General features: G+C 61.4%; 15 protein-coding genes. 8 read left to right on the top strand and 7 right to left on the bottom strand.

Going from position 1 to position 14,235, the window contains the following annotated elements; all coding sequences use genetic code 11:
• The 3 genes from QA644_RS11115 to QA644_RS11105 all read left to right on the top strand — a co-directional run bounded on the left by QA644_RS11115 (position 1) and on the right by QA644_RS11105 (position 2,838).
• Positions 1–933: a protease modulator HflC gene (locus QA644_RS11115; protein ID WP_022714420.1), complete on the top strand. Its 933-nt coding sequence runs from the start codon at positions 1–3 to the stop codon at positions 931–933.
• A gap of 9 nt (positions 934–942) precedes the next feature.
• A complete protein-coding gene (locus QA644_RS11110) occupies positions 943–1,128 on the top strand; it encodes a DUF2065 domain-containing protein (protein ID WP_039845305.1) in 186 nt (61 codons plus the stop codon).
• 102 nt (positions 1,129–1,230) lie between these two features.
• Entirely contained in the window at positions 1,231–2,838 is a 1,608-nt protein-coding gene (locus QA644_RS11105) for a DegQ family serine endoprotease (RefSeq protein WP_239598227.1), read from the top strand.
• Positions 2,839–2,964: 126 nt separating this feature from the next.
• Here QA644_RS11105 and QA644_RS11100 read toward each other — a convergent pair whose 3' ends face one another.
• Together QA644_RS11100 and serB are read right to left on the bottom strand one after the other, a co-directional pair.
• The gene (locus QA644_RS11100) at positions 2,965–3,531 is read right to left on the bottom strand and encodes a GNAT family N-acetyltransferase (RefSeq protein ID WP_283068428.1); all 567 of its coding nucleotides are present in this window, start codon (positions 3,529–3,531) and stop codon (positions 2,965–2,967) included.
• On the bottom strand, positions 3,528–4,418 hold the full coding sequence (gene serB / locus QA644_RS11095) for a phosphoserine phosphatase SerB (RefSeq protein WP_283068426.1): 891 nt from the start codon (positions 4,416–4,418) through the stop codon (positions 3,528–3,530). The genes QA644_RS11100 and serB overlap by 4 nt, the downstream gene beginning before the upstream one ends.
• On the opposite strand from serB, the gene miaA reads away from it, so the two are divergent.
• Together miaA and QA644_RS11085 are read left to right on the top strand one after the other, a co-directional pair.
• Positions 4,419–5,321, top strand: coding sequence for a tRNA (adenosine(37)-N6)-dimethylallyltransferase MiaA (miaA, locus tag QA644_RS11090; protein WP_283068425.1), 903 nt, complete (start codon positions 4,419–4,421; stop codon positions 5,319–5,321). It begins immediately after the preceding gene.
• 72 nt (positions 5,322–5,393) lie between these two features.
• On the top strand, positions 5,394–5,654 hold the full coding sequence (locus QA644_RS11085; RefSeq protein ID WP_283068424.1) for a hypothetical protein: 261 nt from the start codon (positions 5,394–5,396) through the stop codon (positions 5,652–5,654).
• 4 nt (positions 5,655–5,658) lie between these two features.
• On the opposite strand, the gene QA644_RS11080 is transcribed toward QA644_RS11085, so the two are convergent.
• Positions 5,659–7,692 carry a DUF87 domain-containing protein gene (locus QA644_RS11080; protein ID WP_283068423.1) on the bottom strand — a complete coding sequence of 678 codons (2,034 nt, stop codon included), beginning with the start codon at positions 7,690–7,692 and terminating at the stop codon, positions 5,659–5,661.
• A gap of 349 nt (positions 7,693–8,041) precedes the next feature.
• Here QA644_RS11080 and QA644_RS11075 point away from each other — a divergent pair, with 349 nt between their 5' ends.
• Together QA644_RS11075 and ilvN are read left to right on the top strand one after the other, a co-directional pair.
• Positions 8,042–9,835 (top strand): acetolactate synthase 3 large subunit, encoded by a 1,794-nt coding sequence (locus QA644_RS11075; protein WP_283068421.1) that lies wholly within the window; start codon positions 8,042–8,044, stop codon positions 9,833–9,835.
• A gap of 25 nt (positions 9,836–9,860) precedes the next feature.
• On the top strand, positions 9,861–10,433 hold the full coding sequence (ilvN, locus tag QA644_RS11070) for an acetolactate synthase small subunit (RefSeq protein ID WP_194729999.1): 573 nt from the start codon (positions 9,861–9,863) through the stop codon (positions 10,431–10,433).
• A 35-nt stretch (positions 10,434–10,468) separates the two neighbouring features.
• Here the strand turns inward: ilvN and QA644_RS11065 are convergent, their stop codons facing one another.
• Positions 10,469–11,317 (bottom strand): aldo/keto reductase, encoded by an 849-nt coding sequence (locus QA644_RS11065; RefSeq protein WP_283068416.1) that lies wholly within the window; start codon positions 11,315–11,317, stop codon positions 10,469–10,471.
• Positions 11,318–11,477: 160 nt separating this feature from the next.
• On the opposite strand from QA644_RS11065, the gene QA644_RS11060 reads away from it, so the two are divergent.
• Positions 11,478–12,071, top strand: a complete 594-nt coding sequence (locus tag QA644_RS11060) for a LysE family translocator (RefSeq protein WP_283068414.1) — start codon at positions 11,478–11,480, stop codon at positions 12,069–12,071.
• Positions 12,072–12,110: 39 nt separating this feature from the next.
• Here the strand turns inward: QA644_RS11060 and QA644_RS11055 are convergent, their stop codons facing one another.
• The 3 genes from QA644_RS11055 to QA644_RS11045 form a co-directional block, all read right to left on the bottom strand.
• Entirely contained in the window at positions 12,111–12,368 is a 258-nt protein-coding gene (locus QA644_RS11055; RefSeq protein ID WP_233426691.1) for a hypothetical protein, read from the bottom strand.
• Positions 12,369–12,478: 110 nt separating this feature from the next.
• A complete protein-coding gene (locus tag QA644_RS11050) occupies positions 12,479–12,955 on the bottom strand; it encodes a DUF2269 domain-containing protein (RefSeq protein WP_283068409.1) in 477 nt (158 codons plus the stop codon).
• Positions 12,955–14,235: an SDR family oxidoreductase gene (locus QA644_RS11045; protein ID WP_283068407.1), complete on the bottom strand. Its 1,281-nt coding sequence runs from the start codon at positions 14,233–14,235 to the stop codon at positions 12,955–12,957. Before QA644_RS11045 ends, QA644_RS11050 begins: the two co-directional genes overlap by 1 nt.

Raw genomic sequence — 14,235 nt, 5'->3', positions numbered from 1 at the left:
ATGACATCGAACAGACTTCCCGTTATCATCATCCTGCTCGCCGTTGTGCTTGTCATCGCTTATTCCTCGGTCTTCGTGGTCAATGCGCGCGAGCAGGCAATCGTCGTGCGCTTCGGCCAGATCCAGTCGGTGAAGACGGAGCCGGGCATCTACTTCAAGCTGCCGCTCGCCTTCATGGATGCCGATCGCGTCCAGATCGTCGAGAAGCAGGCGCTGCGCTTCGACCTTGACAATATTCGCGTCCAGGTTCGCGGCGGTTCGACGTTCGACGTCGATGCTTTCGTGATCTACGACATCAAGGACGTGCGCAAGTTCCGCGAGACGGTATCGGGCGACCGCGAGGCCGCCGAAGCGCGACTTCGCACCCAGCTCGATTCGTCGCTCCGCCGTGTCTACGGTCTGCGCGACTTTGATGCCGCCCTTTCGGACGAGCGCGTGGCGATGATGCTCGAAGTGCGCGACGACCTGCATGGCGACGCCGAAAATCTCGGCATCAATATCCAGGATGTGCGTATCCGCCGGACCGACCTGACTCAGCAGGTGGCGCCGCAGACTTATGGCCGCATGCGGGCCGAGCGTCTCGCCGAGGCCGAGCTGCTGCGCGCGCAAGGCACCGAAGAGGGCCAGCGGCGCCGGGCTATCGCCGATCGCCAGGTGGTCGAGATCACGGCGGAAGCCCAGCGCGATGCGGAAATCATCCGCGGTCAGGGCGATGCCGAGCGCAACCGCATCTTCGCAGACTCCTTCGGCAAGGATCCGTCGTTCTTCGAGTTCTACCGCTCGATGGCGGCCTATTCCTCCGCGCTGTCGTCCCAGGATACGACGTTGGTGCTGTCGCCGAATACGGAATTCTTCCGGTATTTCGACAATTCCAACGGCACGACGCCTCCGGCTCCACCTCAAGCCCCGGCACCTGCGGTCCCATCAAACTGACGCATCCGGATGCAGGATTTCCTGACAGGAATCGCATTCTTTCTCATCATCGAGGGGCTGGTCTACGCACTGGCCCCTCGTTTTCTTGTCGAGATGGCCCGGCTGCTTCCAACGGTTCCGGAGCGCCAGCTACGCATCTTCGGACTTGGCGCCGTCGTGCTCGGTGTCGCGCTTGTCTGGTTCGTCAGACGCTGACGCAGATTGCACGGGATTTCGCGAAAAGGTGATTTCACGCTCCATCATTCCGCCCTATGTTGATGGTCAGACTGCCGCTTTGACCCCATAAGAGGAAGCTTGATGGCCCCCACGACACGCCCGACCTTCAGACGATCGCTCGCTCTCCTGGCCGGTGTTGCACTTCTGGCAAATATTGGTCTTACCGGCGCTGCTGAAGCGCAGAGCACGCCTCCGGTGAATGGTCCGGCCTCTGTTGCCGATCTTGCTGAAGGGCTTCTCGATGCGGTGGTGAACATCTCCACCTCGCAGAACATCAAGGGCGATGAAGGTGCCGGCCCGGCGCCGCGCGCACCGGACGGCTCGCCGTTCCAGGAATTCTTCAACGACTTCTTCAATAAGCAGCAGGGCGGCCAGGGCGGCAACCACAATGTCAGCTCGCTCGGCTCCGGCTTCGTCATCGATCCATCGGGTTATATCGTCACCAACAACCACGTGATCGAGGGCGCAGACGACATCGAGGTCAATTTCGCCAATGGCACCAAGCTGAAAGCCAAGCTCATCGGAACGGACACGAAGACCGATCTTTCGGTGCTGAAGGTCGAACCGAGGACGCCGCTGACGGCCGTGAAGTTTGGTGATTCCAGCGACATGCGCATCGGCGACTGGGTCATGGCGATCGGCAATCCGTTTGGTTTCGGCGGGTCGGTGACCGTCGGCATCATTTCCGGCCGCGGCCGCAATATCAACGCAGGCCCGTACGACAACTTCATCCAGACCGATGCGGCGATCAACAAGGGCAATTCCGGCGGTCCGCTCTTCAACATGAAGGGCGAGGTGATCGGTATCAACACGGCGATCATTTCGCCGAGCGGCGGCTCGATCGGTATCGGCTTTTCGGTGCCTTCGGAGCTTGCTGCGGGCGTGGTCAACCAGCTTCGCGAATTCGGAGAAACGCGCCGCGGCTGGCTCGGCGTGCGCATCCAGCCGGTCACCGACGACGTGGCCGACAGCCTGGGTCTCGATACCGCCAAGGGTGCGCTCGTCGCCGGTGTCATCAAGGGCGGGCCGGTCGACAACGGTTCGATCAAGGCGGGCGACGTCATCCTGAAATTCGACGGCAAGCCGGTCAATGAGATGCGCGACCTACCGCGTGTCGTGGCCGAAAGCCCAGTCGGCAAGGAAGTGGACGTCGTGGTGCTGCGTGACGGCAAGGAGCAGACTGTCAAGGTGACGCTCGGTCGTCTGGAGGACAGCGATCAGGCCGCTTCAAACGACGCTGATACCTCTCCGGATGGTGTGATCAATCCTGATCCGGAGGAGAACGACGACATGGACGAGCCGAATCCCGATCAGGATCAGGTCCAGCCGGCACCCGACGGCAAGGGCCAGACCGATCAGCAGGCGCCGGTGACGCCCGATGCCAGGACGCCGAAGGATGTGCTCGGCCTCTCGCTGTCGCAGCTCAGCCCCGAGATCCGCAAGACCTTCGGCATTGCGGAAAGCGTGGACGGCGTCGTGGTGACGGAGGTGGCACCCGGCTCGGCGGCCGCCGAAAAGGGCCTGAAGGCCGGCGACGTGATCGTCGAGGTCGCCCAGGAATTCATGAAGTCGCCGGATGCCGTGGCTGCGAAGGTGCAGTCGTTGAAGCAGGAAGGCCGCCGCAACGCGCAGCTGATGATCGCCTCGGCAAACGGCGATCTGCGGTTCATCGCAGTGCCAATGGAATAACAAAACGCGGAATGGCTGATCCTTTCAGGAACTGGTGAACCGCTCCGCACCGATGTCTGCGCCAGTGACGACGACACGACAACAGCACGACATTCTCCTGTCTCTGTCGCGCATGGGTAATCGGTGTCAGCCGATCTTTCGTTCCCATTGCTGACGGCTGATCGCATAGAGCACGTGGCGTTTCAGATGCGGATGCGTGTCGGGAATGCGGGGATGATCGAAATCGCGGTCCGGATCGTGGTCCAGGCCAAGTCGGCGCATGACTGCGGTGGAACGATGATTGTCCGCTACCGCAAAAGAGACGATTTCGGGAGGATCGAACTGGGTGAAACCATGGCGAAGTGATGCTTCTCCCGCTTCCGTCACATATCCCTTGCCCCAATGCCGTTTCGCAAGACGCCAGCCGATTTCGATGGTGCCTGCCGGGAGGAACGGTTCGAGTTCGGGCCTCCAGAGGCCGCAAAAGCCGATCGGCTCATCGGTTTCTTTCAGTGCCATGGCATAGAAACCAAGCCCGGCCGTGGCGATGGCATTGCGGATATTATCCAGCATCGAATCTGCTTCGGCGCGGTCGCGGCGAAACGCGAAGAATTCCATCACTTCAGGATCGGAATTGATCTCGTGGAAAAGCGGCCGGTCCGCATCTGTCCAATTGCGCAAAAGCAGGCGGTCCGTCGTCGCGATCACTGTCATGGTGTCACAAAATCCGTCTTCCGGTAGCCCTGGATATAAAGCAGGGCGGTCAGATCGCCGTGGTTGATGCGCATTTTCGCTTCGGCGGCGACGGTGGGTTTGGCGTGCAGGGCGACGCCGGAGCCGGCGAGGTGGATCATGCCGAGATCGTTGGCGCCGTCGCCGACGGCGATTGCTTCTTCGGTGGAGATACCGAGCCTTGCGGAAATTTCGCTGAGTGCATCCACCTTCGCCTGCTTGCCGAGGATCGGCTCGGCCACGAAGCCGGAGAGCAAGGCTCCCTCTTCAAGAAGAATGTTGGCGCGGTTTTCGTCGAAGCCCAGAGTTGCGGCGATCCGGCTGGTGAAGACGGTGAAGCCGCCGGAGACGAGGGCGGTATAATAGCCCTTCGATTTCATCGTGGCGATCAATTCCGGGCCGCCGGGCGTCAGCGTGATGCGCTTGGCGATAACCTCGTCGATAACTGAAACCGGCAGGCCTTTCAGGAGCGCAACGCGTTCGCGCAGTGCGGGTTCGAAAGCGATCTCGCCGTTCATGGCGCGGGCGGTGATCGCGGCGACCTTGTCCTTAAGGCCGACTTCGGCTGCGAGCTCGTCAATGCACTCCTGCCCGATCATCGTCGAATCCATGTCGGCGATCAGCAGTTTCTTGCGGCGCGTTTCGGCCTCCTGGACAACCAGATCGATCGGTGCGCTGGCGATGGCCGCGAGGACATTCGCCTCCGCCGCTTGCGGATCGGTGCCGTCGCGAAGGGCGATATCGCAGGCGATGCCGTCTGCCAGCCAGTAGAGCCCGGATGCCTTCACGGTTTCGGCGGCCTGTTCGGCAAGCCTCGGCGTGAGAACGGGATTTGACGGATTGGCAACAAGCGTGGCAACGAGAGCCATATGGAAAACCTTCTGAGCGCAACAAGTGCGATCCTGATAACCGGGCCGACCGCCAGCGGCAAGTCCGCGCTTGCCGTGGAACTGGCGAAACGCCACGGCGGCGCTGTCATCAACGCCGACAGCCTGCAGGTCTATGGCACGCTGCGCATCCTGACGGCGCGGCCGTCCGAGGCGGAGATGCAGGGCGTGCCACATCATCTGTACGGCCATGTGCCAGCAGACGCTGCCTATTCGACGGGGACCTGGTTGCGCGATGTCACGGCATTGCTGCCCAGTCTGCGTGCCAAGGGACAGTTGCCGGTGTTCGTCGGCGGGACGGGGCTTTATTTCAAGGCGCTGACAGGCGGCCTGTCGGATATGCCGGCGATACCGGAAAACATCCGCAACCGGCTACGGGCGCGCCTGCTGAATGACGGCGCGGAAGCGCTGCATGCCGAACTCGCCAAGCTCGATCCGGCCGCTGCCGGCAGTCTCAGCATCCAGGACGGGCAACGCATCGTGCGTGCCTTGGAGGTGGTGGAGGCAACGGGGCAATCGATCCTGCGCTTCCAAGGGCAGGCGGGGCCGCTGATCGTCGATCCGGCGCGTGCGGAAAAGATCATCGTCCTGCCGGAACGCGCCGTGCTCCACCAGCGCATCAACGGGCGCTTCGAGAAAATGCTGGAGCAGGGTGCGGAAGATGAGGTCAAGTCGCTGCTGGCACTCGGCCTTTCATCGGAAATGCCGGCGATGAAGGCGATCGGCGTTTCGCAGATTGCAGCCATGCTGAAGGGCGAGATGACGCGCAGCGAAGTGATCGAGAAGGGTGCTGCCGCGACACGGCAATATGCCAAGCGGCAGATGACCTGGTTTCGCAATCAGATGGACGAGAGCTGGAAGCGCCTGACATCGCCGCAGCCGTGATCAGGGCGTAAGCTTCAAGTCGGTCAGCTGGTTATCATCATTGCGAACGGAAACCATCGACCAGGAGATGTCATGAACAATTTTCTCGCAAAGACGCTTGCTTCCATCAATGCCGTGATTGCAATCGTCATTCTCGCCTTCTTCACGCTGTCCGGCGCAACCGCCGCCTCGGCTCAAGGCGGGTCCGGAATGTTCGTGATCGGAGCGATTTTCGGCGCGATCGCCGGCATCGTGGTCGCCGCCCTGGTCTGCGGAACGATCGCCTTTCTGACGCTGATAGAGCGCCACCTGAGTGTCATTGCCGCTGCAGCCAGGCAATCTGAGGGGCAATGAGGCCTCAATCCTTGTTATGGAGGCTCCTGAGCGGCTTCTTGAGAATGCTCTCGCGGAGCGACATGCCGGGTTCGCGGTGCGGGCTGGCAGCCGGGTCTTGAGAGAACACCGGCCGCTGGGACGTTGTCTCCTCGCGGCGCATCTCTCGCCGGAGAGCTTCCAGGCGGCTATCCAAAGATGTCTGCGCCGGTGCGGTTTGCGGCTCGCGCGGCGCATGGCTGCGCGGCAGCATGTCCGGCCTGTAGGAATCGGTCGGCGCCAGCGGCGGCGCAGAGACGGATGCCGGATAGGGAGCATCCTCCGACGGCTCTTCGTCGTCGAACAGCATGTCGCTCTGCGCGGCACTGTAGCTTTGCTGGAAAGACGAAATATCCGGCCCGCCGCTGACGGCGCGCATGCGCGTCACGATCTTGCGCAGATCGACCGTATCGGGATCCTCGTCGGAATGCTTGGCGGTCGCCCCGTTCGCCTTCGGCAGCAGATGCTGCTCGACGCGCGAAAAGCGCATGCGCATCGGCACGCTGATCGCCTCGCCGAAGGCGATCGCTTCACCGTTGCCGATCGAGGAAATGAAGCTCGTCGTGGAGATCGACGAATTCGGGATTGCCGAGCGGATGATGTCCTGGTCGCGATCGTTGGCAAGGCGCATGGCAAACAGCGTTGAGCACTGTGAGAGGATCGTCTGGTCGAGTTCGCCGGGGCGCTGCGTGATGATGCCGAGCGAGACGCCGTACTTGCGGCCTTCCTTGGCGATGCGGGCGATGGCCTGGCGCGTCGGGATGAAGCCGAGGTTCGGATCGGCCGGAACATAGCGGTGCGCTTCTTCGCAGACGACGAGCATATGGACGGCGCCGTCGCTCCAGAGCCCGATTTCGAAGGCCATGCGGCACAGGACGGAGGCGACCGAATTCACCACTTCCGACGGGATACCGGAAAGCTGGAACGTGCAGATCGGCCGGTCGTCGCCAGGAATGCGGAATATCTGCGCCACGGTGTCCATGATCGTGTCGCTGATCGTGTTGTTGGAGAACATGAAGTGGTAGCGCGGATCGTTGATCGCCGCGATGATGCGCATCTTCAACGAGCGCAGGAAGGGCTTCTCGGCGCGGCCTTCGAGACGGCCGATGCGCTCGTCGATAAGCGCCAGAAGGTCGGCCATGCGGTAGGGGACCGGCGTGTCGGCGGTGATCGAGCTCTTCTCGGTGGTGCGGCGGACCAGAGAATTGTCGCTGCCGCGAAAGGCGCGCTTGGCGTCCGGCATGATGTCGCGAAGCATGTCGAGTTCCTCAGGCACTGGCGCGCGTCCGCGGAAGACGACTTCTGCGAATTCTTCAAGCCGCATCAGCCAGAAGGGCAGGTCGAGCGTGTCGGTATCGATGACGACCGAATGCTTCGGGAAAGCGGCGGCGAATTCGTTGTGCGGATCGAGGATCAGGACGCGCAACTTCGGATCGGCTTCGATCGCCTTGTGCAAAAGCAGCGAGACGGCCGTGGATTTGCCGACGCCCGTGGAGCCGACGATGGCGAAATGCTTGGAAAGCATCGAGGGGATGTGAATCGCCGCATCGATGCTTTCGTCCTGGGTGAGGTTGCCGATGACCGCCGTCGTCCCGGTGCCTGCGTCGTAGATGCGCATCAGATCGGCGGCGCGGATGCGGTGCGCAATGGCCCCGAGATGGGGATAGCGTGAGATGCCGGTCGAGAATTCCTCGCGGTCTTCCTCGACGCGGACTTCGCCGAGCAGCTCGGTCTCGATCCTGAAATAGTTGTCCTCGCCCTCGCCCCAGGCATGCGTGCCGGTGTTCATGGCGTAAACGAGGGCGACAACGCGGTTTCGGCCGACGCTGATCGAAATCAGGCGGCCGACGGACCAGAGTTCGGTGAGATCGGTGCCGCCGGCCTCTGCGACGGCGGCGATGGTCGCGCGTGAGCCGCTGCACGCGACGACGCGGCCGAGGAAGCGATTCCCGGGGGTTAGATTGTCGCGGCGATCCTGCTCGCTGGCTTTGCCTGACGTTTGCAAGTCGTTGTTGAGCAACGGCCTACTCCCTGCGTTAGCAGGCGATCATATGATTTATCCTTTAACAAAACCCTTCGGGCCTCTTGTTTTTTAGCGGGATAACCGGCGCTACATCCTTTAGCGCGCGCCGATTTTTTATTTCGGGAAGCGTTGACGCTGTGAAATTTTCTGTCTATCAATTGCGCCCATGAAAATAGCAGCAGCTCTTATTGTGGTGGGAAAGCGCATGGGCAGGATGGTGTAACCATCCGGCGATAGCCACCCATGCGCTAGTTGACAGGCTCCCTCTGGGGCCTTTTTTTATGCCTGAAATCCAGGCTTCCGCACCGAAGACCTCAATTCCAGCAGTCAAAACGGAACAGAAAACATGACGGGCACGGACAACCAGACACCAGACAATCGGATGACAGGCGCGGAGATCGTTCTGCGGGCGCTGAAGGACAACGGCGTCGAACATCTCTTCGGCTATCCGGGCGGTGCGGTGCTGCCGATCTATGACGAGATATTCCAGCAGGAGGAGATCAAGCATATCCTCGTCCGCCACGAGCAGGGCGCCGGCCATGCGGCCGAAGGCTATGCCCGCTCGACCGGCAAGGTCGGCGTCATGCTGGTCACCTCCGGTCCGGGTGCAACCAATGCCGTCACGCCGCTGCAGGACGCGCTGATGGACTCCATTCCGCTGGTCTGCCTCACTGGCCAGGTACCGACCTCGCTCATCGGTTCCGATGCCTTCCAGGAATGCGATACCGTCGGCATCACACGCCCCTGCACCAAGCACAACTGGCTGGTCAAGGACGTCAACGAGCTCGCTGCCATCATCCATGAAGCCTTCCGTATCGCGCAGTCCGGCCGTCCCGGCCCGGTCGTCGTCGATATTCCAAAGGACATCCAGTTCGCGACCGGCACCTATACGCCGCCGGCCGATCATGCGATCCAGAAGAGCTATCAGCCGAAACTCCAGGGCGATCTCAACCAGATTCATGCGGCAATCGAGCTGATGGCCAGGGCGCGTCGTCCGGTCATTTATTCCGGCGGCGGCGTCGTCAATTCCGGTCCGGAAGCCTGCAAGCTGCTGCGCGAGCTGGTCGAACTCACCGACTTCCCGATTACCTCGACGCTGATGGGGCTCGGCGCCTATCCGGCCTCCGGCAAGAACTGGCTGAAGATGCTCGGCATGCACGGTTCCTACGAGGCCAACATGGCGATGCACGATTGCGACGTCATGGTCTGCATTGGTGCCCGCTTCGACGACCGCATTACCGGCCGCATCAATGCCTTCTCGCCGAATTCCAAGAAGATCCACATCGACATCGACCCGTCCTCGATCAACAAGAATGTTCGCGTCGACATCCCGATCCGCGGCGATGTCGCCCACGTTCTGGAAGACATGGTCCGCCTCTGGCGTGCTCTGCCGAAGAGGCCGGAGAAGGGCCAGCTTTCCGACTGGTGGACGAATATCGCCCGCTGGCGTGCGCGCAACTCCTTCGCCTACACGAAGAGCAACGACGTCATCATGCCGCAACATGCGCTTGAGCGGCTGTACGAATTGACGAAGGACCGCGATACCTACATCACGACCGAAGTCGGCCAGCATCAGATGTGGGCGGCGCAGTTCTTCGGTTTCGAACAGCCGAACCGCTGGATGACTTCAGGCGGCCTCGGCACGATGGGTTACGGCCTGCCGGCAGCGCTCGGCGTGCAGATCGCTCATCCTGATAGCCTCGTCATCGATATTGCCGGCGATGCTTCGATCCAGATGTGCATCCAGGAAATGTCGGCGGCGATCCAGCACAATGCGCCCATCAAGATCTTCATCATGAACAACCAGTACATGGGCATGGTCCGCCAGTGGCAGCAGCTGCTGCATGGCAACCGGCTATCCAATTCCTATACGGAGGCGATGCCGGATTTCGTGAAGCTGGCGGAAGCCTATGGCGCCGTCGGCCTGCGCTGCGAAAAGCCGGATGATCTCGACGGTACGATCCAGGAGATGATCGACGTGAAGAAGCCGGTCATCCTCGATTGCCGCGTTGCCAATCTCGCCAACTGCTTCCCGATGATCCCATCGGGCAAGGCGCATAACGAGATGCTGCTGCCGGACGAAGCCACGGACGAAGCGGTCGCCAATGCGATCGACGCCAAGGGCCGTCAGCTCGTTTGATATCGAAGGTGAGGAAGCCAAGACAATGAACGCACATCTACAGCCGACAGGCTCCGCCTACTTCATCTCGCCGGAAACCGCAGCCGCCGAGAACCATACGCTCTCGATCCTCGTCGATAACGAGCCGGGCGTCCTTGCCCGCGTCATCGGCCTGTTCTCCGGCCGGGGCTACAACATCGAAAGCCTCACGGTCTCCGAAACCGAGCATCAGGCGCATCTGTCGCGCATTACCATCGTGACACGAGGCACGCCGCATGTGCTGGAGCAGATCAAGGCCCAGCTCGAGCGCATCGTGCCGGTGCACCGCGTCGTGGACTTGACGGTGCGTGCTCGCGAACTCGGGCAGGAGCGTCCGATCGAACGGGAAGTGGCGCTCGTCAAGGTGATCGGGACCGGCGAAACCCGGGCCGAGACGCTGCGGCTTGCCGATGCCTTCCACGCCAAGGTGGTCGACGCGACTGTCGATCATTTCATTCTGGAGATCACCGGCAAGTCCTCCAACATCGATCAGTTCGTGGCGATCATGAAGCCGCTCGGCTTGATCGAAGTCTGCCGCACCGGCATCGCCGCCATGAACCGCGGTCCGCAGGGGATGTGAACCGGCGTCTGGCCAGCGCGCGGCAGCCTGAAGTCTCAGAGCATTTCGAGCGCCGATTTGCGGGTCGGCGGCGGGAAGGCGGCGTCGAGCGCCGCCCAGTCCTCGTCGCTGATATCGAGCGAGACGCAATCGCGGTTTTCAGCGGCGCGGTCGGCATTCGACGTCTTCGGAATGGCGATCACGCCGTCGCGTTCGAGAAGGAAGGCAAGGGCAACCTGAGCCGGAGTTGCCTGATTGGCCTTGGCGATGCGGATGAGCTCGGGATTGTGCAGGATGCGGCCCTGTTCGATCGGCGAATAGGCCATGACCGGGACACCATGATCCTGGCACCAGGGCAGAAGATCATATTCGATGCCGCGGCGCGCGAGATTGTAGAGAACCTGGTTGGCAGCGACGTGCCGACCACCCGGAACGGCAAGCAGTTCCTCGATGTCGCCGATATCGAAGTTCGAAACGCCCCAGGCGCCGATCTTTCCGGCGTCCTTCAGGTCCTCGAAGGCTTCGACGGTATCGGCCAGCGGATGCTCGCCCCGCCAATGCAGCAGGTAGAGGTCGATCTGGTCGATGCCGAGACGTGAAAGGCTCCGCTCGCAGGCTTCGATCGTGCCCCTGCGGCTGGCATTCCACGGATAGACCTTGGTGACGATGAACAGGCCGTCGCGTCGGCCCTTGATGGCGCGGCCGACGATGCGCTCGGAATCGCCTTCGCCGTACATTTCGGCCGTATCGATCAGCGTCATGCCGAGCTCTATGCCGGCTTTGAGACTTGCGATTTCTCGCTCGGCTTCCGACGCCCGTTCTCCCATGTTCCAGGTGCCCTGGCCGAGAGCGGGGACTTCGATGCCGTTCGGGAAGGTGATCGCCGGGATAGGGTCGTCTTGCATGGCCGAATCTTTCATTTTTCCTTCAAAGATTGCGCAGACGCGTCATCTTTCAAGCAATCCTGTCACCATGACAATGATTATCTGGCTTAGGAAATGCAGGCGGGTTAGCGGATTTCAATCGACAGGGATCGTCATGGGTTGACGATCTACGGGAGGTTCCATGCCGCTGGATACGTTTCTGGCTCTCGTTCTCTTTGCCTTCACGACATCGATCACGCCGGGGCCGAACAATATGATGCTCTTTGCATCCGGGGTGAATTTCGGCTTTCGTCGGACGGTCCCGCATATGTTGGGCATCGGCGCCGGCTTTTTCTCGCTGCTTCTCGGCGTCGGACTTGGGCTCGGCGCGTTGCTGCGAACGGTGCCTGCGCTTTACACGGCGCTGAAATTTGCGGGCGGCACTTATCTCGTCTGGATCGCGTGGAAGATCGCGACGTCGCGGGCGCTGAGCGGAGGCAAGGACAGCGTCAAGCCGATGTCATTCCTTGCTGCTGCCGCCTTCCAGTGGGTCAATCCCAAGGCTTGGGTCATGGCGGTAACGGCCATGGCGACCTACACCAATCCCGACCTCTATCTCGCCAGCGTGCTGATCGTCGGCCTTGCCTTTGCCGCGGTCAACATTCCAAGCGTTTCGACCTGGGCCGGCTTCGGTTCCGCATTGAGCGAATGGCTGTCCGACCCGGTGCGGCTCAAATGGTTCAACGTCACCATGGCGGTGCTCTTGGTGCTGAGCCTCTGGCCGATGTTGAAATAGAAAAAAGCGGACGGTCCAGGCGACCGCCCGCAGAAGCGCTTAGATGCCGAACCCGCCGATGCCGCCAGACTGAACGATGATCGTCGGGTCAGTAAAGTTGCGGAAGCCCAGGAGCGGAATGTCGCAACGGCGGTCAAATTTGCCGACCGGAGCGGTGCGCTGGCAGTTCTCCGCGGATTTATAGGGATGTCCGGGGATCTGATACTCGCCCTTTTTCAGATCGCGATAGTCGTCCGCGCTTGCCCAGGAAGCGAATACAGCGCCGAGCGCTGCTGCGGGAAGAGTGATCCTGTTCATCGCAATACCTTTCCCCTACTTGCGAGATGGCGGAGAATATCACGCAAACCGGATTGGACCTCGGGTGCAATGGGATTAGCCCTTGGGGACGCTGCCTAACTTGACTGATGCTAAAACAGGGTGATCGAAGGCTTGTTGACCATCAGCCAGAGGATGCCGATCACTGCCAAGAAGGCCGGAAACCCGCAGGCGAACCAGATGTGGTAGAGCCGGAAATACTCCGGCGGCAGCTGTTCGCCAGCAGTGGCGGCTGCGCGTGCAAGATCGCGGAGCCTGACCTGTATCCAGACGACCGGCAGCCAGAAAAGGCCGGTAACGACGTAGAGGATGAGCGAGAGGGCGATCCAGCCTTCGCCGAGCGGCCAGCCGATGATGGTGGCAAGCAGATAACCTGTCACCGGCTGGAGAATAACAGCCGTTGCGGTGAAAATCGTGTCGGCGATCACAACGGTTCCCGCGACATGCGCAATCAGTTCCGGCGCTTGCGTCCTGTGCGCCTTTGCCATGAAAAAAGCGATCCCTGCACCGGTGCCCAAGAGCACGGTCGCGCCGATCACGTGGGCAAGCAGTAGAAGTTCTGCAAGCATCAGCGTTCATCCAGAATGGCAAGGGTGACAAGCGTCAGCAGAAGCGACGGGAGGACCTTGACGAGAGGTCCCAGCGGATCGCGCCAGAGTGAGGGTTCGAGCAGGGTTGCGCCCGCGAGATATGCGAGGGAGACGGCGAGCATGGCGAGAAGGGCCTTGCGGGCGATGGGCCGGAAAAGGAGTGCTGAACCGAGCGCGATGTCGACGGCGCACGTGAAAAGCGTGAGCGCCATTGCAGCGGCGGGCGGCATGAAGGGTAGAAGATGCTGACTTGCCGTATGTGGCGACAGAAGCGGAATGATGCCGGACAGCAGCCAAAACAGAGCGAGGCCGGCGGCCATCAGCGGCTTCAGCAGATAGAGGCGCGCGAACCACAGATCCTGAATGCCCGACGGGTTGGCTGCCAGCGTGGCCGCGACTGAGCCGCTGCGGATGGCTGGAACCGTTCCATTGATGGTGACGCCCTTGGATATGATGGCCATGGCGGTCGAACGCAAGGGCGAACGCCAGCCGAGGCGCCCCGCAATATCGGCGAGCCAAGTCACGGGTTTTGCCAGCGCTGCTGGGATGGGGATGATGGGCGCGGGCGGAAGGCCCAGCCATTGGCGATGCAGTTTCACGAGCTCGGAGAGCATGAGCGTCTCGCTGGATGCGAGTGCAATATCTTTTCCGCTGGCAATTTCGCCGCAGACTGCTGCGCTGACGGCTGCAGCGACAACTTTGATATCGATCGTCTCAACCGGGCTTTGCGAATGGATAAGCGGCAACACAAAAGGCATTGATGCGAGCGCCCGCAAGAGCGCTGAGCCGCCATGGGAATTGCGCCCGACAACGAGTGCCGGACGCAAAATGACGTGAGGTAAACCACTTGACGCTAGGGCATCGTCGGCGCGGCGTTTTGTGGCGAGGAACGGCAGATCGGCAACTGGAGCATCCGTGTTTGCTGATATCTGGACGATGAGGCGGACGTCCGACGTCTTGGCCGCGGTATAGAGCGCCAGCATCGCATCTGCCTGCGATGCGGCAAGGTCGTCCGAGAAGCCGTCCTGTAAGGCGCCTGCGCAATTGACGACCATATGCTGGTCTTTCAGTGTCTCTTGCCAATCGGCAGCTGTGGTCATGTGGGCGAGATCGGCACGCAGCCAGCGGACATCGGGCCATTTGATTCGAGCCCGGACAGGAGTGCGGCCTAGGCCGCTCACGGCATGGCCATCGGCCACCAGACGGGCGGCGACCGCGGAGCCGATGAAACCTGTTGCGCCGAGAATCAGAATGTTCAT

It is taken from the genome of Rhizobium sp. CC1099, assembly GCF_029714385.1.
Lineage (GTDB): Bacteria > Pseudomonadota > Alphaproteobacteria > Rhizobiales > Rhizobiaceae > Rhizobium.
Note: the sequence above shows the minus strand (reverse complement) of the source record. Positions and strands in the feature narration are given on the sequence as shown.

Excerpts from the sequence above, each read along its gene's own strand:
- ilvN (WP_194729999.1), top strand. The coding sequence starts at position 9,861 with ATGAACGCACATCTACAGCCGACAGGCTCCGCCTACTTCATCTCGCCG.
- QA644_RS11110 (WP_039845305.1), top strand. The coding sequence starts at position 943 with ATGCAGGATTTCCTGACAGGAATCGCATTCTTTCTCATCATCGAGGGG.
- QA644_RS11055 (WP_233426691.1), bottom strand. The coding sequence starts at position 12,368 with ATGAACAGGATCACTCTTCCCGCAGCAGCGCTCGGCGCTGTATTCGCT.
- serB (WP_283068426.1), bottom strand. The coding sequence starts at position 4,418 with ATGGCTCTCGTTGCCACGCTTGTTGCCAATCCGTCAAATCCCGTTCTC.
- QA644_RS11105 (WP_239598227.1), top strand. The coding sequence starts at position 1,231 with ATGGCCCCCACGACACGCCCGACCTTCAGACGATCGCTCGCTCTCCTG.
- QA644_RS11085 (WP_283068424.1), top strand. The coding sequence starts at position 5,394 with ATGAACAATTTTCTCGCAAAGACGCTTGCTTCCATCAATGCCGTGATT.
- QA644_RS11060 (WP_283068414.1), top strand. The coding sequence starts at position 11,478 with ATGCCGCTGGATACGTTTCTGGCTCTCGTTCTCTTTGCCTTCACGACA.
- QA644_RS11100 (WP_283068428.1), bottom strand. The coding sequence starts at position 3,531 with ATGACAGTGATCGCGACGACGGACCGCCTGCTTTTGCGCAATTGGACA.
- QA644_RS11075 (WP_283068421.1), top strand. The coding sequence starts at position 8,042 with ATGACGGGCACGGACAACCAGACACCAGACAATCGGATGACAGGCGCG.
- miaA (WP_283068425.1), top strand. The coding sequence starts at position 4,419 with ATGGAAAACCTTCTGAGCGCAACAAGTGCGATCCTGATAACCGGGCCG.
- QA644_RS11115 (WP_022714420.1), top strand. The coding sequence starts at position 1 with ATGACATCGAACAGACTTCCCGTTATCATCATCCTGCTCGCCGTTGTG.
- QA644_RS11045 (WP_283068407.1), bottom strand. The coding sequence starts at position 14,235 with ATGAACATTCTGATTCTCGGCGCAACAGGTTTCATCGGCTCCGCGGTC.
- QA644_RS11065 (WP_283068416.1), bottom strand. The coding sequence starts at position 11,317 with ATGCAAGACGACCCTATCCCGGCGATCACCTTCCCGAACGGCATCGAA.
- QA644_RS11050 (WP_283068409.1), bottom strand. The coding sequence starts at position 12,955 with ATGCTTGCAGAACTTCTACTGCTTGCCCACGTGATCGGCGCGACCGTG.